Raw genomic sequence first — 19,912 nt, 5'->3', positions numbered from 1 at the left:
CCAAAACTTCTGGCCATCATAACCACATCACGGACTTAAGGAGGTATGTCTCGTGGCTAAAAAAGTAGCAAACATTGTCAAACTCCAAATTCCTGCTGGGAAAGCAACCCCAGCTCCTCCGGTTGGCCCTGCTCTTGGGCAAGCCGGTATCAATATTATGGGGTTCACTAAGGATTTCAATGCACGTACGGCTGACCAGGCCGGCATGATTATCCCAGTTGTGATCACTGTGTACGAAGATCGTTCATTCGATTTCGTCACCAAGACCCCACCGGCTGCTGTTCTTTTGAAGAAGGCTGCTGGTGTTGAACACGGTTCCGGCGAACCAAACACCAAAAAGGTTGCTAAGGTAACCAAGGATCAGGTCAAGGAAATCGCCGAAACAAAGATGCAAGACCTTAACGCTGCCGATGTTGAAGCGGCTATGCGCATGGTTGAAGGAACAGCTCGTTCCATGGGCTTCGAAGTCGAAGGCTAAGACGCACTGTTCGGATTCTCAGTGAAAGCTGAGCGAATCAGGTGGAAGGGAGAAAAACTTATCTCCCAGTGACCACATTTGCAAGGAGGAAAACCCAGAATGGCTAAAAAAGGTAAAAAGTATTTAGAGGCTGCTAAGGCCGTTGACCCGACCAAGCAGTACACCCCTGAAGAAGCGGTGGACTTGCTTAAGAAAATCGACTTTGCTAAGTTCGATGAAACCGTTGAAGTTGCTTATCGCTTGAACGTTGATCCAAAGCAGGCTGATCAGCAGATTCGTGGCGCCGTTGTGCTGCCAAACGGAACTGGTAAAACTGCTAAGGTGATCGTTTTTGCACAAGGCGACCAAGCCAAGGCTGCTGAAGACGCAGGCGCTGACATCGTTGGTGCTGAAGACTTAGTTCAGAAGATCCAAGACGGCTGGTTGGACTTTGACGTTGCCGTTGCAACACCGCCAATGATGGCTCAAGTTGGTCGTTTAGGCCGTGTCCTTGGACCAAAAGGCTTAATGCCAAACCCTAAGACTGGCACAGTTACGATGGACACTGCTAAAGCAGTTAAGGACATCAAGGCTGGGCAGGTTGCTTACCGTGTTGACAAGGCTGGTATCATCCATGCCCCAATCGGTAAGAAGAGCTTCGATGCTGACAAGCTGCTTGAGAACTTCAAAGCAATGAATGATATTGTCTTGAAAGCTCGTCCAGCAAGCACGAAGGGGATTTACATCAAGAGCTTGGCGCTGACTGCTACCATGGCACCCGGCATCAAGGTTAACCCTTCAGACTTCTAATCTGAATCTAGCACGACATGAAGATCCGCACTCGCTGCGGGTCTTTTTTTGATCCGATGTATCAAAAGATATAGACCAATTGCTGCGTGGACGTTATTAAAAGCCAGTAAATTAATTTGCTAAAGTTGGCATATGAGGCGTGAATAAGCTATGATTAAGTAAGTATATGAAGGGAGCGTTTTCAATTATGGCTTATCAGACCATTGATCCGAACACGAATACCTTAGAAAAAACATACTCAAATACCACACCGACGCAAATTAGCGAGATGTTGGCAACTGGGCACGCTTTTTACAAGCAGGAGCGGAACGTCAATCCAGCAACGCGTGCAGCAACATTACATGCAGTTGCTGCCTATTTCCGCAATAACGCTGACGAAATGGCAGCGATTATTACGCGAGAAATGGGTAAGCGCACGGAAGAAGCACTTTTTGAAGTGGAACTCTGTGCTGAGATTGCGGACATGTATGCTGATCGGGCGCCGGCTTTGTTGCAGCCGCAACCGATCAATAGTACTGCTGGTGCTGTTGTGATTAACCATCTTGCAAGCGGGATTGTTTTTGGGGTTGAACCATGGAATTTCCCTTATTATCAATTGATGCGCGTGTTTGCACCGAACTTTATGGTTGGTAATGCAGTCATCATCAAACCATCGAGCAATGTGCCAGCTAGTGGGCTTGAATTTGAAAAGGCTGTACTGGGTGGCGGTGCTGATAAAGGCGCCTTCCAAATTGCCCTGATTGGCCATGCGGATAGTGAAACATTCATTAAAGATCCACGGGTTGCTGGGGTCTGCCTGACTGGTTCAGAGCGAGCAGGTTCGCAAGTGGCAGCACTTGCTGGCAAATATCTGAAGAAGTCGTTGCTGGAACTTGGCGGAATGGATGCCTTCTTGGTACTTGATGGGGCCGATCTTGATACTGTGATTCCTGAAGCTATCAAGACGCGGTTAATGAATTGCGGCCAAGTCTGCACCAGTTCGAAACGGTTCATTGTTCTAGATAAATATTACGATGATTTTGTGGCCGGTTTGAAGAAAGGCTTTGAGAATCTTAAAATTGGCGATCCGAGTGATCCCACAGTTAATGTTGGCCCGATGACCAGCCAAAAGGCGAAGGACAAGTTGCAGAAGCAAGTTGACGAAGCTATTGCTCACGGTGCTAAAGTGGTTTATGGCAATACCCCGGTTGATTTGCCAGGCGCTTTCTTCCAGCCAACTATTTTGACTGACATTGATCAGGACAATCCGGCTTATCGTACCGAATTGTTTGGACCAGTTGCCTGCGTTTACAAGGTTCACAGTGAAGATGAAGCGGTTGAACTGGCCAATGATGTGCCTTATGGCTTGGGTGGCGCAGTCTTTGCGGGTGACACTAATCACGCTGCAGAAGTCGCAGCTCGGATTGAAACCGGCATGGTTGGTGCCAATCAAAGCCAAAACTATAATGCTGAATTGCCATTCGGCGGTGTGAAGAACTCCGGCTATGGACGTGAACTTGGCGATCTCGGGTTATTCACGTTTGTTAATGAACAAACGGTTACTCGCGCATTACGGCGTTAACTTCAGTAAAAAAGCCTTGCAGTCTGCGGGAATTCCTGCAAATTACAAGGCTTTTTTGTTGTCTGTTGAGACTATTCAAGCGTGTCGGCAAGTTTCACGCCCATGGTTTCTTGGCCGAGGAAGACAATTGCTAGGACTGCTATGAGGATGGCGGCGGTGAAAATGCTAAAGATGCCGCCAACTGACCAGTGTGATCCCAAAAGATGACCGACCAACAACGGTCCAACCACACCACCGATGCGGCCGATACCGGCGGCCATACCGGAACCACTGCTGCGGACAACAGTTGGGTATTGTTCAGGAGAATACGCGTATAACGCGCCCCAAGCTCCGAGATTGAAGAAGGAGAGCAACATGCCGGCAGTCAGTAGCATTGGCAAACCGGTGGCTAGGCCAAAGCCTAATGCGCTGGCGGCTGTGCCTAGCAGAAACAGACTCAGCACCATTTTCCGTCCCCATTTTTCAATTAACCAAGCAGCGACGAAATAGCCAGGCAACTGCGCAAGCGTCATGATTAAGACGTAACCAAAACTATTAATTAGACTAAATCCTTTGAGTACCATGACACTTGGCAGCCAAAGAAACATGCCATAGTAAGAGAAGACTACCATGAACCAGACGATCCACAGCATCAAGGTTGCGCGAACATAAGGCGGGCGCCAAAGGGTTCTGAGGGTTTTGAGCAAGCCGGGCCGCGCCACTTTTTTAAAGACATGCGATTCGTTGATGCCTTCACGAAAATAAAACGCATAGAGTCCGGCTAAACCAGTGGCAAAGACGGCAACGCGCCAGCCCCAGATTGGCATAATGAAGTAAGAAATAATGGCTGCTAACAGCCAACCGGCAGCCCAGAAACTTTCCAACAGGACAACACTACGACCACGTTTTTCAACTGGCACACTTTCTGAAACCAAGGTTGATGCCACTGGCAGCTCGCCACCGAGGCCTGCACCGATGATGAATCGCAAACCAAGAAAAATGCCGTAACTTGTGGCGAAGGCAGAAATGCCGCTGCCAATTGAAAAAACTAGCAAAGTAAGAATCAAGATCGCTTTACGGCCAAAACGGTCCGCCATCATCCCGAACAAAATGGCACCAACGGCCATCCCGATTGAACTGACACTGCCAATCCAGCCCATTTGCACCGTACTTAATTGCCATTCGCTATGTAAGGCCGCAATGACGAAACTTAACATGCCAACATCCATGGCATCAAACAGCCATGCAACGCCGATGCCAACGATCAGCCGCGTATGGCCGGACGGTTTTTTTGACATTTTCGCTCCTCCTTTAATGAAGCCTAGGGTGTCTTGACACCCTAGGCTTGTTTACTATTTCACCAAAAACAAACCGTGATGTCAATGAAAATTTCAATATTTTGACAACTGGAACAGACACAGAGATTTTTCCTTGATGAATCGTAGTTTATTGTCACGGAAAAATTTTTTAAAGGCGCGTGATTCATGAAAAAGGCATTGGCGATCCGTGTTAAGATTGGAACATTGTTTAATTAATAAATAGAAGAGGGTTCCTATGAAGAAAATCACAGAATGGTATTATGGCATTTCACTCAAAGATCGATTTAAACAACGCACCTATGACGCTATCATGGGGCGCAATATGCTGACCGCTGAATTGATGTTGCTGATTGCAACGATAATCGCTATTTTTATTGACGCTAATAGTCTTAAAATGGTTAGTGCCGGGACATGGATTTTGTTAATTGTGACGATCGTGATTAACCTGATGAATGAAATCACGCTGCGGCATTATCGACTGCATGTGATTGAAGCAGATACGCCGGAGGAATATCGCCGGTATGAATGGCTGGCGGTGGTGCGTGGTGTGCTCTCAGCGGTGTTAATGGGCGTGTTTATTTTTGCTTTTGAGATGGCTTACGAAGCGGCCATGGATATGAATCCATTACCGCAATATTATTTTGCCAATCATTTATGGATCGGATTCATTTTCCCGATCGTCTACGGTGCCAGTCGTTATGCTTATTCGTTAACCCGACTGCATGGCACATGGCAAGACAAGAAGGGCTCCAAGAAGGATGCGTGAGGGCAAAGCGCTTACTGGTCAGAAGGTGACACTGACGATGCTTCAACCTTTCTTGGCATCAGCGGATGCATTCACACAGCAACATTTTGCTAATCGTCATGCGATTTTACTAAGATATCCGCAAAGCGGTGCTGTGACGTTTGCTGCAGCAGTATGGGAGAATTCATTTCATGCCAATGCGCTGTATTTTGATGTGGTGGGTGATGTTGCGTGGTTGCCGCAATTACTTGAAGATTTGCGGCAATTGGCCGATCATCATGATCGGCTGCAGTACAGCAGTTATGCTGCCCAATCAGCAGTTATCACGCAACTGCAGGCGAAGCATTTCAGGGCCTTTCGTCGTACGGCAATGAGTGACTATCGGAAAGTTGTCGCTACCCCAGAGGCCGATGTTCGGTCACGGTCCCAGTTGACGTCGGCACAGTGGCATGACGTAGTGCAAATGAGTTTTGCAAACTATGTTGCTGCTCATGCAGATAATCCGGTGACCTTTAACCATGCAACCTTTGAACAACAATTGGCTGAAGCTGAGGACACTCAACCAAGTTTCTTAGTCGAAAACCAGCAAGTGCAGGCATATGTCTTTTGGTTTGAAGATGAACCGGGAGCATTAACCAGTGCATGGTTAGGCGGCCAACAGTTTGCTGACATTCGTCGCTTATTGCAAACGGCATTGTTTCAAGTTCAGGCGCGCTATTCAGTGGTGAATGGTGAATTTGATGATACAGATATTCATGCGTGGACTGTGTATCAACAGTTAGCTCTCCCAGACCCAAAACCATTGATCAGTTGGCAGCTATTGCTTGATGCTACGCGGATGCAGTGATTTAATTTAGACAATAAAAAAACCGATCTGCGTGGGCAGATCGGTTTTTTTGATGCGTTATGCTTGTTGTTTTGGTCGGCTTGACCAGATGTGTGGAATAAAGACGAGCACCATCACTAGGTTAAGCGCTAAACAGAGGGCTGTGAAAATAAAAACACCATTATAATTAAAAATATTTGAGATGAAGCCGCCAGCTAGCGAGCCAGCCATGGAACCAAAGGCTTGGGCACTTTGATTCCAACTGAAGACGGTGCCGGTATAGCTCACCGGTGTCAACTTAGACAGAAGCGTTTGAATTGTTGGAAACAGCGCGCCATCCGAAACGCCGATCATGAGACGCAAGAAACCGAGCGCCCAAATGCTGCCGACAATGCCTTGAGGAATGTACATAATGACCGCGAAAATCAAGCCACTGACCAGAATCTTGCCTGAGCCGATGCGATCTCCAAGCTGACCTAGGCGCGGTGCCGCGATGAGGTTGGAAATCCCTGGCAAAGCTGCAATGACGCCTGCAACAACGGTAATTGGACCAACATTGTGCATCAACTCTTTGACATAAAGGCTGATAATTGGATAAATGGACATATTACCTAGCTGAATCACCGCGGTGGAGACTAATAGCACCATGATAGCTTTTGGATTATTGACTTGAGACAATAAACTCGGGCGTTTTTCCTTGTTGAGCAAGCGTGGATCCGGTGTGTAATGCTCATGGACCATCGTTAGGCTCAAGACAAACACAATCAGCAGCAAAACGCCGGTGATGATGAAAGTCAGCCGGATTGAAAAGGTCTGGGCAAGAAAGCCGCCGAGAATTGGACCGATCAAGTTACCGGAAACGTAGCCGGTTGTGAGAATCCCAATCGCAGTGCCGCTTTTTGCCTTTGGTGTTTCGGTTGCAATCAAGGCACTGGCGTTTGGAATGTAACCTGCTGCCAGCCCTTGCAGAAAACGTAAGGCAATTAAGGCGTAGACATTGTGGACAAAGCCACACGCTCCGATGATGATGGCCATTCCGAAACTGGAACGCAGCAACATCAATTTTCGACCGCGGCGATCAGCGAGTCGGCCCCAGAGCGGACTCACGATCGCAACGACCATGAAGGTGACCCCAAACGTGATCCCTGAGTAAATACTCAGTTGCCCCTTGGTAAAATCGCCAAGTTGATCAACATATAATGAAATAAATGGCGAAACTTCACTGAAGCCCATGCCGGCAATGAAGGTTCCGAGCCATAACACAGCCAGATTTTGCTGCCATGGCTCGAGGCTTTTAAGTTTACTTGGCAAGAGCGCCAACTTCCTTTCAGAAAATAGTTACCTAATTAATATACCTCAATCAGAGGGGGCTTACAATTCGATAGCAAGGAGCCTATTAGTCAGAAATGGATAACAAATTTGGACGAATAACAAAGTGCAATCTACAATGGCGTCTGTTATCTAAAAAACCACGCCCTGTTTTGCGAGCGTTTAAGACCTTGCATGGGATTGGCCGGCCTGCAAAGTTTCTTTTTCTCAAAACATTTTGACACAGGTCGGTGACCATGGTATTCTACTCTTTGTGATCATTCACTCTGCCTAAGACTCAGGGGGCGTAAGCCTTAATTATCCTGCCGAGGTGGTATCGGAAACACTAGATACCTCTATGTCTTGGTAGACATGGAGTTTTTTTATATTTAAAAACTTCAACCAAACTAATGGAGGTGAAAAAAACATGAGTGAACAAGCTATCGCAAAAAAAGCTGAAATCGTTAAAAGCATTTCTGAACAATTCAAGAGTGCTACCAGTGCTGTCGTTGTCGACTATCTGGGCTTAACGGTTGAACAAGTAACCGCACTGCGTAAGGAATTGCGTGAGGCCGGTGTTAAGATGGAAGTCCTGAAGAACACTTACCTGCGTCGTGCCGCTGACGCTAACGGTTATGAAGCATTGGACGATGTTTTCAAGGGCCCTACAGCCGTTGCCTTCTCCAATGACGATCCTGTTGCCCCAGCTCGCATCATGGCCAAGTATGCTGACCAATTTGATGCTTTGAAGATTAAGGGCGGCATCATCGAAAACAAGGTTGCTTCTTTGGATACCATTATGGAAATGTCCAAAATGCCAGATCGCGAAGGTCTGTTGTCGCAACTTGCTTCTGTTCTGCAGGCACCTGTCCGCGATTTTGCATTGGTTGTCAAGGCCGTTGCAGAAGCCAAAGACGAAGAACCTGCTGCATAATGATACGTTACAAACTACCTAATAAACGGAGGAAACAAACATGGCTTTAGATGTAGATGGCATCATTGCACAACTTAAAGATGCTTCCATTTTGGAACTGAACGACTTAGTTAAGTCGATCGAAGATGAATTCGGTGTTAAGGCAGCTGCCCCTGTTGCTGCTGGCGCCGCTGCTGGTGCAGACGCTGCAGCTGCTAAGGATACCTACGACGTTGAATTGACCGAAGCTGGCCAAGAAAAAGTTAAGGTTATCAAGGCTGTTCGTGAAATCACTGGTCTTGGCTTGAAGGATGCTAAGGGTATGGTTGACGCCGCACCTAAGGTTATCAAGGAAGGCCTTTCCGAAGACGACGCTAACAAGCTTAAGGAACAACTTGAAGGCGTTGGCGCAACGGTTACCCTCAAATAACCTAGCCCCATCTTCAAATAAAAGCATCTCGCTCAATCGTGGTGATACCGCGAAAGGCGAGATGCTTTTTTTATACATAAAACGCCCGAAAGTCATGTTGCTATGACTTTCGGGGCGTTGATATCCAATTTCTAAAAGAACTGGCTGTTATTTCATCTTACTCGGTTAAGCCTTAATTCGTTGTCGCAAGCTTCTTATAATTATCTAGCGCATCCGCAAGATCCTTGTCTTTAATCGTCACATGCTGGTTCTTCAATACCTGACTGATAACGCGTTGCATGATGCTTGAATCGCGAGACCATTTAGCGTAAACGCTGGCAGTTAGCGCCTTTTTACTGCTAGTAAAGGTGCCTTTGGCGGGATGGTTAATCATTTTAATAACTTCATACCCGTCTGTCACTTTGACTGGGGTCTGCGTGTAGTCACCATTTTTTAATTTGTAGGCAGCATCCTTAAATGTGGCATCGAGCGTTTTATTGTTTGATTCAAAACTAATCTTCCCGCCGTTATCTTTAGTCGCAGTATCAATGGAATCAGTTTTCGCAAGCGTGGCAAAATCCTTGCCAGCTGCTAAATCACTGATAACTTGCTTAGCAGTGTCCTCGTCGCTAGTTAGAATATGTTGGACAGTCACTTTGGGCTGATAGGTCTTCCAAGCGGCCTTGAGCTGGCTTTCAGAAACCTTTTTTAACTTTTTCAGTGCAACTTCACTTAAAAAGTTGGTTCGTAGGCTTTCCTTGAAGCTACTGCGACTGAAACCGTTTTGACTTAAGAAAGCATCGAAATTTTCGCCGTATTGTTGTTTGTAGCTATCATAGGCGTCATTAACTGTTTTAGTGCTAACCGATTTTCCATAGGCATGATTCAATGCACGATAAATGAGCATGTTAGCAAGCATGGTCTTTGTCGTTGGTGACTGTTTGAGTTCCTTGTAAAAGCTACTTTCAGTCACCTTGCCACCTGAATAGGTCGCAACTGTTTGGTCGGCCTGATTTGACTGACAACCGCTTAGCAGCAGAAAAGCAGTTGCGGTACTTGCCAATAATACTTTAAGGCGCATTTTTTTCTTCATCGACTCGGTCTCCTCTGAAATGCTTACAGTAAACGTTGTGTATTTATTCTAGCGTTGGCAATTGAGAATTTCAATGCAAATACTCATTTTCTAATAATACTAAAAATTTCAAAACATCTATAGTCTGTAAACGGCTAAATAATAACGCTAAAAGCTAATTTACAGATAGGAAAATTAATAAAAGATTAAAATTTTCGTTGAATCTGTTCTTCGAGAGTATATAATCTTAACTACATCAAGCGTAGGGTTTGATTTGGTTCTGAAACTTTTGGGAAGTGGAGGGTATTGGATGCAAAGGAAAAAGAAAGGGCTATCGATCTTGTTAGCCGGTACAGTCGCTTTAGGGGCGCTGGCTGTCTTGCCAGTCGGCGAAATCCAAGCAAAGGCGGCTATCTCGCAGCAAACTAAGGGATCATCACTCGCAAATACGGTTAAGGCCGCGACTGCTAAGCAAGCGGCCACTGACACAACCGCAGCGACAACGAATCAAGCGATTGCTACACAGTTGGCGGCTAAAGGTATTGATTACAATAAGCTGAATAAAGTTCAGCAGCAAGATATTTATGTTGACGTCATAGTTCAAATGAGCGCAGCGCCTGCCTCTGAAAACGGCACTTTAAGAACTGATTACTCCAGCACGGCGGAGATTCAGCAGGAGACCAATAAAGTGATCGCGGCTCAGGCAAGCGTTAAGGCGGCTGTTGAACAAGTCACCCAACAAACTGCCGGTGAAAGTTATGGCTATGTCGTTAACGGCTTTTCAACTAAAGTTAGGGTTGTTGATATCCCTAAACTGAAACAAATTGCCGGAGTTAAAACAGTCACATTGGCGAAAGTTTATTATCCGACTGATGCTAAGGCCAACTCGATGGCGAATGTGCAAGCCGTATGGTCCAATTACAAATATAAAGGTGAAGGCACAGTTGTCTCGGTTATTGACACTGGCATTGACCCAACACATAAAGACATGCGGCTAAGCGATGATAAAGACGTCAAACTAACCAAATCTGATGTTGAAAAATTCACTGATACCGCCAAGCATGGCCGCTATTTTACTTCAAAAGTGCCATATGGGTTTAATTACGCTGATAATAACGACACCATTACAGATGATACGGTTGACGAACAACACGGCATGCATGTTGCTGGGATCATCGGTGCTAACGGGACAGGTGATGATCCAACCAAATCCGTTGTCGGAGTTGCGCCAGAAGCACAGCTACTGGCAATGAAAGTCTTCACCAACTCTGACACTTCTGCAACAACCGGGTCAGCTACCTTGGTTTCTGCCATTGAAGACTCGGCAAAAATCGGTGCCGATGTCCTCAATATGTCCTTAGGATCTGATTCAGGCAACCAAACCTTGGAGGATCCAGAAATTGCTGCGGTGCAAAATGCTAACGAATCAGGAACAGCCGCCGTCATTTCTGCTGGGAACTCAGGAACATCCGGTTCAGCAACTGAAGGTGTCAACAAAGATTATTACGGTTTGCAAGACAATGAAATGGTGGGAACGCCAGGGACATCACGAGGAGCGACCACAGTTGCTTCCGCTGAGAACACGGATGTCATCAGTCAGGCAGTTACCATTACAGATGGTACAGGTTTACAGCTTGGACCGGAAACCATTCAGCTTTCAAGCAACGATTTCACTGGTAGCTTTGACCAAAAGAAGTTTTATGTTGTTAAAGATGCTAGTGGCAACCTCAGCAAAGGGGCAGCAGCCGACTATACTGCTGACGCTAAAGGCAAAATTGCCATCGTTAAACGTGGCGAACTTACCTTTGCTGACAAACAAAAATACGCCCAAGCCGCTGGTGCTGCTGGCTTGATCATTGTCAACAACGATGGCACAGCAACACCGTTGACTTCTATTGCGTTAACCACCACCTTCCCAACATTTGGGCTCTCCAGTGTAACCGGTCAAAAGCTGGTTGACTGGGTCACAGCACACCCGGATGATAGTCTCGGTGTCAAGATTGCCCTGACGCTGTTACCAAATCAGAAATATACTGAAGACAAGATGTCTGACTTCACATCCTATGGGCCAGTTTCCAATCTTTCCTTCAAACCAGATATTACTGCACCAGGCGGCAACATCTGGTCAACGCAAAACAACAATGGCTACACAAATATGTCTGGTACGTCAATGGCCTCGCCATTTATTGCCGGTTCACAAGCATTGTTGAAACAAGCATTGAATAACAAAAACAACCCATTTTATGCTGACTACAAACAACTTAAAGGGACAGCGCTCACCGATTTTCTTAAGACAGTTGAGATGAATACTGCCCAGCCAATCAACGATATTAACTACAACAATGTTATCGTATCGCCGCGGCGGCAAGGTGCCGGTCTTGTTGATGTGAAGGCAGCCATTGATGCATTAGAAAAGAATCCGTCAACGGTTGTCGCCGAAAACGGCTACCCGGCAGTTGAATTGAAAGACTTCACGAGTACGGACAAGACCTTTAAACTGACCTTCACGAACCGCACGACCCATGAACTAACCTATCAAATGGACAGTAATACGGATACTAATGCCGTTTATACATCAGCGACTGACCCTAATTCTGGGGTTTTGTATGACAAGAAGATTGATGGAGCAGCCATTAAAGCCGGCAGTGACATAACTGTGCCTGCTGGGAAAACGGCGCAGATTGAATTCACACTATCTTTGCCGAAGTCTTTTGACCAACAGCAATTTGTTGAAGGTTTTCTGAACTTTAAGGGTAGCGATGGGTCGCGCTTGAACTTGCCATACATGGGCTTCTTTGGTGACTGGAATGACGGTAAGATTGTCGATAGTCTCAATGGGATCACTTATAGTCCTGCTGGTGGTAATTATGGCACCGTGCCACTATTGACGAACAAAAATACAGGCAATCAATATTATGGCGGGATGGTCACAGACGCTGATGGCAACCAGACAGTTGACGATCAGGCGATTGCTTTTTCGAGTGACAAGAATGCCTTATACAATGACATCAGCATGCAGTATTATCTATTGCGCAATATCAGCAACGTCCAAGTTGATATTCTTGATGGTCAGGGCAATAAAGTTACGACTCTCAGCAGTTCCACCAATCAGACGAAGACCTATTATGATGCCCATTCGCAGCAGTACATCTACTACAATGCTCCAGCGTGGGATGGCACCTATTATGATCAACGTGATGGCAACATCAAGACGGCTGATGATGGCAGTTATACTTATCGTATTTCCGGTGTACCGGAAGGCGGCGACAAACGTCAAGTGTTTGATGTGCCTTTCAAGCTCGACTCTAAGGCGCCGACAGTTCGTCATGTCGCTTTGTCAGCCAAAACGGAAAATGGGAAAACCCAGTATTATTTGACAGCTGAAGCCAAGGATGATTTGAGTGGTCTTGATGCCACCAAGAGCGTTAAAACTGCAATTAATGAAGTGACGAATCTTGATGCTACCTTTACCGATGCTGGGACAACGGCTGATGGGTACACCAAAATTGAAACGCCATTATCTGATGAACAGGCCCAAGCACTTGGCAATGGCGACAATTCGGCTGAGCTGTACTTGACTGATAATGCATCCAATGCCACTGATCAAGATGCCAGCGTTCAGAAGCCGGGGTCTACATCGTTTGATTTAATTGTGAACGGCGGCGGTATCCCAGACAAGATCTCAAGTACCACAACTGGCTACGAAGCCAATGCTCAAGGTGGCGGGACGTATACGTTTAGTGGAACGTATCCAGCAGCGGTTGACGGTACTTACACTGATGCACAAGGAAAGAAACATGATTTGAACACAACCTACGATGCTGCGACTAACAGTTTCACTGCCTCAATGGCGGTCACGAATGCTGATTACGCCGCGCAAGTGGATCTATATGCCGATAAGGCGCACACCCAGTTGCTTAAACATTTTGACACCAAAGTTCGGCTGACGGCGCCAACCTTTACTGATTTGAAATTCAACAATGGCTCGGATCAGACCTCCGAAGCGACCATCAAGGTTACAGGGACGGTTAGTGCTGACACCAAGACAGTTAATGTTGGCGACACCGTAGCAGCACTTGATGCACAACATCACTTTAGTGTTGATGTACCGGTTAATTATGGTGACAATACCATCAAGGTGACCGCCACCGACGAAGACGGCAACACCACGACGGAACAAAAGAAGATTACCTCGTCTTATGATCCTGATGTGTTGAAGAATGCTGTGACGTTCGATCAAGGTGTGACATTTGGTGCCAATGAATTCAATGCCACCTCGGCTAAGTTCTATGACCCTAAGACCGGGATTGCGACGATTACTGGTAAGGTCAAGCACCCAACGACAACGTTGCAGGTTGATGGTAAGCAAATTCCAATCAAGGATGATCTGACTTTCAGTTTCACTTTAGATTTAGGTACTCTTGGACAAAAACCGTTTGGGGTTGTTGTGGGTGACACCACTCAAAACAAGACCTTCCAAGAAGCGTTGACCTTCATTTTGGATGCAGTGGCGCCAACATTGTCATTGGACAGCTCGACAGATGCACCGGTTTATACCAACGATCCGAACTTCCAGATTACCGGAACGGCCACTGACAATGCACAATATCTGAGTCTGGCAATTAACGGCAGTCATGTCGCCAGCCAATACGCAGACATCAACATCAATAGCGGCAAACCGGGTCATATGGCTATTGATCAGCCCGTTAAATTGCTTGAAGGCAAAAACGTGCTGACTGTTGCTGTTACAGATAGCGAAAACAACACCACGACCAAGAAGATCACAGTTTACTACGAACCAAAGAAAACACTGGCAGCACCAACTGTGACGCCAAGTACTACTGAACCAGCCAAAACGGTGACTCTGACGGCAAACGCTGCCGCAACGGGTGAAACGGTTCAGTATAGTGCTGATGGTGGCAAGACATATCAGGATGTTCCGGCAGCCGGTGTCACGGTCACGGCAAATGGCACCTTCAAGTTTAAGTCGACTGATTTATACGGTAATGAATCACCAGCCGTCGACTATGTTGTGACCAATATCAAGACTGATGATCCTGCACAATTGCAGACAGCTAAGCAGGCACTGACTAATCTGATTGCTTCCGCCAAAACGCTAAGTGCCAGCGGTAAGTATGATGATGCCACAACGACTGCTTTAGCAGCAGCAACGCAGAAGGCACAAACGGCGCTTGATCAGACGGACGCCTCAGTTGATTCACTTACTGGTGCCAATCGAGACCTGCAAACTGCGATCAATCAATTAGCTGCCAAATTACCTGCAGATAAGAAGACTTCGCTGCTTAACCAGTTGCAATCTGTGAAGGCTGCGCTGGGAACGGACTTGGGCAATCAAACTGATCCAAGCACTGGCAAAACATTTACGGCAGCGTTAGACGATCTAGTGGCACAAGCTCAAGCAGGCACGCAAACGGCCGACCAGCTTCAAGCGAGTCTTGCCAAGGTACTTGATGCAGTATTAGCAAAACTTACGGAGAGTATTGAAGCGGCAACACCGGCTGAGGTTGGCAATGCTAAAGATGCTGCAACTGGCAAAACTTGGTATGCCGACATTGCTGACACATTGACGTCTGGTCAAGCCAGTGCTGATGCGTCTGACAAGCTTGCACATTTACAAGCTTTGCAAAGTCTGAAAACGAAGGTGGCAGCTGCCGTTGAAGCGGCCAAGACAGCTGGTAAAGGCGACGATACAAGCGGTACTAGCGACAAAGGCGGCGGTCAAGGTACCCCGGCGCCCGCTCCAGGCGACACAGGTAAGAACAAAGGCGATGAGGGCAGCCAGCCTAGTTCTGGCGGTAATATCCCAACAAAGCCAGCCACAACGACGTCAACGAGCACGGATGATACGACTGATCGTAATGGTCAACATACATCCGGTAAGGGAGCATTACCCAAGACAGCAGAGACAACTGAGCGGCCAGCGTTTGGCTTCTTGGGTGTCATTGTGGTCAGTCTGATGGGGGTATTAGGATTGAAACGGAAACAACGTGAAGAATAGCCTGTCCATGCGTTGCGTTTAGGGCAGCAGCGTATCGACAAAAAGTAAAGCAGCAACCTATCATGGCTTTGAAGCCATGGCAGGTTGCTGCTTTTTTATTGTCATATACTTACCGTAAAATCAAATCGGATTGAATCACCGTCTGAGCAATGTCATCGCGCAAGGCCAGTTTTAACGCTGCTGCACCGATGGCTGTAACATGATGATCGATCGTACTCATTTGCAGTAATCGACTGGAGAGCTGATTCTCTTGACCCATTAAAGGAGGGATGGGCAGGTGATGGTCGACGAAGTACTGGCGAAGACCGGCCGTGATATCGTCCCCATTGCCGAGGATAAAGTCTGGATGCTCATTGACTAACCGCGCACCAGCTTGATAGCCATCTTCGAAGGTTCGCATGTGATAGACAATCATTTCGTCAGCAGGACGTTTACCGAACACATCCACATAGCTGTTAATGGTAAGTTTACTAGTCGCACTTTGGGCATAGGGCCGACTTAGCAGCAAGGCGATTTTGCTGTAGCCTTGGCTACCCATCCACTGGAATGCCTCTTGATAAGCAGGTGTTCGGTCGGCGTAAGCGGCGGCGAGTTTGATTTTTCCCGGATTTTCGCAAACCACAATAGGGCCATATTTTTGATACTTAGCAATTGTGCGCAGGCCAAGACCATGAGACGTGAAGATCAAGCCATCATATGCATGACGGCGTAAGTCTTCTAAATAGTCTTGTTCGAGTGACTGATCATAGCGAGATGGCAGGATCACCGCATGATAATTGCCGGCCATTGCTGCATTCAAAATGCCGGTCACAAGCTGTTCAAAATAGGGATGATCGGTGTGCGGCAAGATGACCCCGATTGTCCGCGTTTTGCCTGCGCTAAGGTTTTGTGCCATTGTGCTTGGTACGTAATCAAGTTGATCGATCACTGCTTGAATCGCTGCGCGGGTTGAAGGCGCTACATAATGTTGCTGATTGATGACGCGCGAAACCGTTGCCGTTGAGAAACCGGATAGTCGAGCAATGTCATGAATATTCGCCATAAAAGCACCTCCAGTTCCAGTATAACAAGCAGTTAAAGCCAAGCGTACAAAAAGCCGACGTGTCAGTGGTCATTTTGTTTTAGACCCTGATATGCCGACTTTTGTGACATAAACGTTGATCTTAATGCAGTAGCTCATTGTGAGCATGACTAAGCGATTGCAGCTGTTGCCGTTTGGGTCATTGTTTTCAAATCCTGATCTTGTGCAATTGCCGCGGAGATTGTCTGAAGCCGATCCTGAATGGTTGCCTCAGCTGTGTCGACAGGGACTAACAAGACAATCGCCTGACTGATTTGGTGACCAGCGGCCCAAGGTAAAGCCTTGCCAAAATCAAAGCCAATAACAACAGGTTCTGTCAAACTGGTGACATGACCATACGTTAAGATTGCCTGATCGTTGATGGTTTGCGTTTGCTCACCCGCGCTGGCTAACAAGGAACTTAGAACCTCTTGATAATCAAAATTGAAATCATTGGTCAACTTTAGAGCGATGGCCTTCAAGGCGCCAATTTGCGTATCCTGATAAACAGGAAGTTCCTGATAAAGATGTGTTTGCATTAACATGATGTTTACCTCCTATGAGTTGATTGAAAATAACTGTTGACTTGATTGAGATCATTGCCTAAATGTGGTTTCTAAGCGCTCCTGTTCACGCTCTTGACTCTAGACTGAGTGTAATTTCTGTAACGCGTTTCAGGTCAAGCGTTTTCAACTAAAAAAGTTAAAAAATTTTTTCAATCATCTCGCAAACTTACATCACCTTACAAAAAGGTCAGAAAGGGTGCGAGGGGCTTGTAGATTTCCTATAATGAATAGGAATATAGACACGGAGGACGCAGCAATGAAAAAACTATTCCGAGAAACCGGATCGTTTTTAAAGAAACATCTCACCACACTTAAAGTACTGTTTGTGCTAGCAGTCCTAGTGTTTGTGATTTTTGAGGTTGGCCGGATCAGCCAAGACTTGAATGGGGAACAAATGCGGGCGAGCCTCGCCACGCAAAGCCCTGTTTCGCTCTTGATTTTGTTAGTTGTGGGGCTGATCGCCGTTACACCGATGCTAACTTATGATTTTGTGATTACTGAATTGTTACCAGGGCACTACAAACCGGCTTATGTCATTAAATCAGGCTGGATTGTCAACACCTTCACCAATATTGCCGGCTTTGGTGGGTTACTGGGTGCTAGTTTGCGGGCAAACTTTTACCATGAAAAAGCGTCTCAAAAGCAGGTGCTATTTGCGATTTCAAAAATCGCGATGTTTTTATTGGCTGGGTTGTCGCTTTGGTCCATGATCGGGATTGTCGTCATTTTTGTTTTTGGTATTGGGGCGGAGTTTGCTAACTATTGGGTCTGGCTTGTGGGCGGTGCGGCTTATTTCCCATTGCTCATGATCATCTCCCATGTGCGTGATAGTGAATTTTTTGCCGATATGCCACTCAAACGCCAGTTGCGCCTGACGCTGGGATCATTTCTTGAATGGGGCGGTTGTGCTGCTTTCTTTCTTTTGATTGGTTATTTTCTTGAGGCGCCCATTCCGCTATCGTCTGTCTTGCCGTTGTTCATGGTGGCGAATGTCATCGGGGTTATTTCAATGGTGCCCGGCGGCTTGGGTTCTTTTGATGTGTTAATGATTGTTGAACTCGGCCAGTTGGGTCTGGACAGCAGTGCCGCCGTTGTTTGGTTGCTTTTCTATCGGCTTTTCTACTATGTCATTCCGTTCCTGATTGGTGCCGGTTTGTTTGCGCAAGATGCTGGCAAGCGATTGAATGCTTACCTTGAAGGCTTACCAGTGCAGTTGATTCGCAAAGCAGCATTCGGCTTTCTAGTGGTTTTCCTGTATTTTTCTGGGATTATGTTGCTCTTGCGCGGTGTTGCGCCTGATCTTGCTTTTCAAAACACCTTGTATCAGCGCCTTTATCCCTACACCTTCCTATTCCTTGATCGGGTCACAAATGTCATTGTGGCTTTCTTAATTCTTGGCTTTGGCCGTGGCATTGCCAGCCGCGTGAAGCGCGCTTACTGGCCGACTGTGATTGTGTTGATTGTGGCGATGGTGGCGTCATTGCGCGAGGATAATCATCTGCGCTTTATCGTGTTCCTTATTTTGGTGGTCATTGCGCTTATCTTGACGCGTCGTGAATTGACCAGAGATCGGTTGGCGCTGTCGTGGGGCAACAAGCTGATTGATGGGGCTGTCTTTGGCTTGACATTTATCTTTTATGCATTTGCTGTGTTCTATAATGCGCCTGCCATTCATCACCGGCATGTGCCAGATGTTTTCCTTTTCCCGTCTGAGCGGATGTTCTTCACTACCTTGATCGGGGTCATGCTGGCCGCGCTGACGGTGTATCTCATCTTCCGATATTTGTCGGCGCCGACAAAATCGCTGGCCGATCCTTACGATGAGGCGCGTTTGAAGGCGGTTGTGGCTAAATTTGGCGGGAATGAAGTGAGCCATCTGGGACTGATGCGTGATAAATCGCTGCATTTTTATCAAGTGGACGGTGAAGATCGCGTGTTCTTCCTGTTTAAAAAGAAGGCCGATAAACTCATTGTCATGGGTGAACCGGTTGGAGATGAGACCCAAATTCCAGCCGCGATTGCTGACTTTATGAAACAGGCAGACGATCAGGATATGTCGTTAGTCTTTTATGAAATTAATGAAAGCCTGACGATGAAGTTGCATGAATTTGGCTTTGACTTCATGAAGTTTGGTGAAGAAGGTTATGTGGATGTGACAACCTTTACATTGGCTGGCACGAAGCGAAAAGGTGAGCGGGCGCTTATGCACAAGTTTGAGCGTGAAGGCTACAGTGTCGAGCTGCTCAAGCCGCCGTTTGATGATGCTTTGCTAGACGACCTTCAAACCGTGTCTGATTCATGGTTGGACGGGCGCAGTGAGAAAGGTTTCAGCTTGGGGTTCTTTGATCGCCATTATCTGAATCAGGCGCCGATTGCGGTTGTGCGAGCACCGGATGGCAAGATTGTGGCGTTTGCGACCGATATGCCGACGGGTAATAATGAGGTTACTAGCATTGATTTGATGCGTTCCAGTGCCGATGCGCCTTCTGGTATTATGGATGAAGTGTTTATTCATCTGTTTGAATTGGCCAAGGACCGCGGCTTTAAGTATTTCAACATGGGGATGGCCCCGCTGGCGAATGTCGGTACGTCTAGTTATTCCTTTATTGAAGAAAAGATTGCTCACCTTGTGTATGAATACGGCTATCGGTTTTATGGATTCCAAGGATTGCGCTCGTATAAAAATAAATATGTGACTGAGTGGGTACCGAAGTACGTTGCTTATCGTAAACGGACGTCATTGCTATTCACGTTGCTGCAGATCATGATGGTCGTGAATCAGAAGGTCACTTTTGCAACGCCGAACAAGTGGTGGCCAAAGCGGTTAGCCTGGGTGAGCCGACTCGGTCAAGGCATTGACAAATAACC

14 protein-coding genes and 1 other annotated feature are annotated in these 19,912 nt (G+C 46.8%); of the genes, 9 read left to right on the top strand and 5 right to left on the bottom strand.

The window, feature by feature from the left end; all coding sequences use genetic code 11:
* Positions 1-52 precede the first annotated feature (52 nt).
* The 3 genes from rplK (at position 53) to ACWPAB_RS10830 (ending at position 2,828) form a co-directional block, all read left to right on the top strand.
* Complete coding sequence (gene rplK / locus ACWPAB_RS10840; RefSeq protein WP_003567155.1) at positions 53-478, top strand: 50S ribosomal protein L11; 426 nt, start codon at positions 53-55, stop codon at positions 476-478.
* Positions 479-577: 99 nt separating this feature from the next.
* Positions 578-1,267 carry a 50S ribosomal protein L1 gene (gene rplA, locus ACWPAB_RS10835; protein ID WP_003567153.1) on the top strand — a complete coding sequence of 230 codons (690 nt, stop codon included), beginning with the start codon at positions 578-580 and terminating at the stop codon, positions 1,265-1,267.
* A 187-nt stretch (positions 1,268-1,454) separates the two neighbouring features.
* Entirely contained in the window at positions 1,455-2,828 is a 1,374-nt protein-coding gene (locus ACWPAB_RS10830) for an NAD-dependent succinate-semialdehyde dehydrogenase (protein ID WP_003591597.1), read from the top strand.
* A gap of 71 nt (positions 2,829-2,899) precedes the next feature.
* On the opposite strand, the gene ACWPAB_RS10825 is transcribed toward ACWPAB_RS10830, so the two are convergent.
* Positions 2,900-4,105, bottom strand: a complete 1,206-nt coding sequence (locus tag ACWPAB_RS10825) for an MFS transporter (RefSeq protein WP_003580720.1) — start codon at positions 4,103-4,105, stop codon at positions 2,900-2,902.
* A 256-nt stretch (positions 4,106-4,361) separates the two neighbouring features.
* Between ACWPAB_RS10825 and ACWPAB_RS10820 the strand changes: the two genes are divergently transcribed.
* Positions 4,362-4,892 (top strand): DUF3278 domain-containing protein, encoded by a 531-nt coding sequence (locus ACWPAB_RS10820; protein ID WP_003580718.1) that lies wholly within the window; start codon positions 4,362-4,364, stop codon positions 4,890-4,892.
* Positions 4,885-5,718, top strand: a complete 834-nt coding sequence (locus tag ACWPAB_RS10815; protein WP_016367259.1) for a hypothetical protein — start codon at positions 4,885-4,887, stop codon at positions 5,716-5,718. The genes ACWPAB_RS10820 and ACWPAB_RS10815 overlap by 8 nt, the downstream gene beginning before the upstream one ends.
* Before the next feature lie 57 nt (positions 5,719-5,775).
* Here ACWPAB_RS10815 and ACWPAB_RS10810 read toward each other — a convergent pair whose 3' ends face one another.
* Positions 5,776-7,008 (bottom strand): MFS transporter, encoded by a 1,233-nt coding sequence (locus ACWPAB_RS10810; RefSeq protein ID WP_003567142.1) that lies wholly within the window; start codon positions 7,006-7,008, stop codon positions 5,776-5,778.
* A 269-nt stretch (positions 7,009-7,277) separates the two neighbouring features.
* Positions 7,278-7,398 (top strand) — a sequence feature (ribosomal protein L10 leader region).
* 34 nt (positions 7,399-7,432) lie between these two features.
* Between ACWPAB_RS10810 and rplJ the strand changes: the two genes are divergently transcribed.
* The gene (gene rplJ / locus ACWPAB_RS10805) at positions 7,433-7,939 is read left to right on the top strand and encodes a 50S ribosomal protein L10 (protein WP_003567140.1); all 507 of its coding nucleotides are present in this window, start codon (positions 7,433-7,435) and stop codon (positions 7,937-7,939) included.
* 40 nt (positions 7,940-7,979) lie between these two features.
* Positions 7,980-8,348 (top strand): 50S ribosomal protein L7/L12, encoded by a 369-nt coding sequence (gene rplL, locus ACWPAB_RS10800; RefSeq protein ID WP_003567138.1) that lies wholly within the window; start codon positions 7,980-7,982, stop codon positions 8,346-8,348.
* A 172-nt stretch (positions 8,349-8,520) separates the two neighbouring features.
* Here rplL and ACWPAB_RS10795 read toward each other — a convergent pair whose 3' ends face one another.
* Positions 8,521-9,420 (bottom strand): peptidylprolyl isomerase PrsA, encoded by a 900-nt coding sequence (locus ACWPAB_RS10795; RefSeq protein WP_003571321.1) that lies wholly within the window; start codon positions 9,418-9,420, stop codon positions 8,521-8,523.
* 289 nt (positions 9,421-9,709) lie between these two features.
* On the opposite strand from ACWPAB_RS10795, the gene prtP reads away from it, so the two are divergent.
* Positions 9,710-15,418 (top strand): PII-type proteinase, encoded by a 5,709-nt coding sequence (gene prtP, locus ACWPAB_RS10790; RefSeq protein WP_016382118.1) that lies wholly within the window; start codon positions 9,710-9,712, stop codon positions 15,416-15,418.
* Between the two features lie 109 nt (positions 15,419-15,527).
* On the opposite strand, the gene ACWPAB_RS10785 is transcribed toward prtP, so the two are convergent.
* Positions 15,528-16,460 carry a LacI family DNA-binding transcriptional regulator gene (locus tag ACWPAB_RS10785; protein WP_016382119.1) on the bottom strand — a complete coding sequence of 311 codons (933 nt, stop codon included), beginning with the start codon at positions 16,458-16,460 and terminating at the stop codon, positions 15,528-15,530.
* Between the two features lie 149 nt (positions 16,461-16,609).
* Positions 16,610-17,023: a hypothetical protein gene (locus ACWPAB_RS10780; protein ID WP_003571317.1), complete on the bottom strand. Its 414-nt coding sequence runs from the start codon at positions 17,021-17,023 to the stop codon at positions 16,610-16,612.
* Between the two features lie 277 nt (positions 17,024-17,300).
* On the opposite strand from ACWPAB_RS10780, the gene mprF reads away from it, so the two are divergent.
* On the top strand, positions 17,301-19,910 hold the full coding sequence (gene mprF, locus ACWPAB_RS10775) for a bifunctional lysylphosphatidylglycerol flippase/synthetase MprF (protein WP_003571315.1): 2,610 nt from the start codon (positions 17,301-17,303) through the stop codon (positions 19,908-19,910).
* The last annotated feature ends 2 nt before the right edge of the window (positions 19,911-19,912 follow it).

The sequence above is a fragment of the Lacticaseibacillus sp. 30 genome, from assembly GCF_053819265.1.
This window is presented reverse-complemented; position numbering and strand designations above follow the sequence as displayed.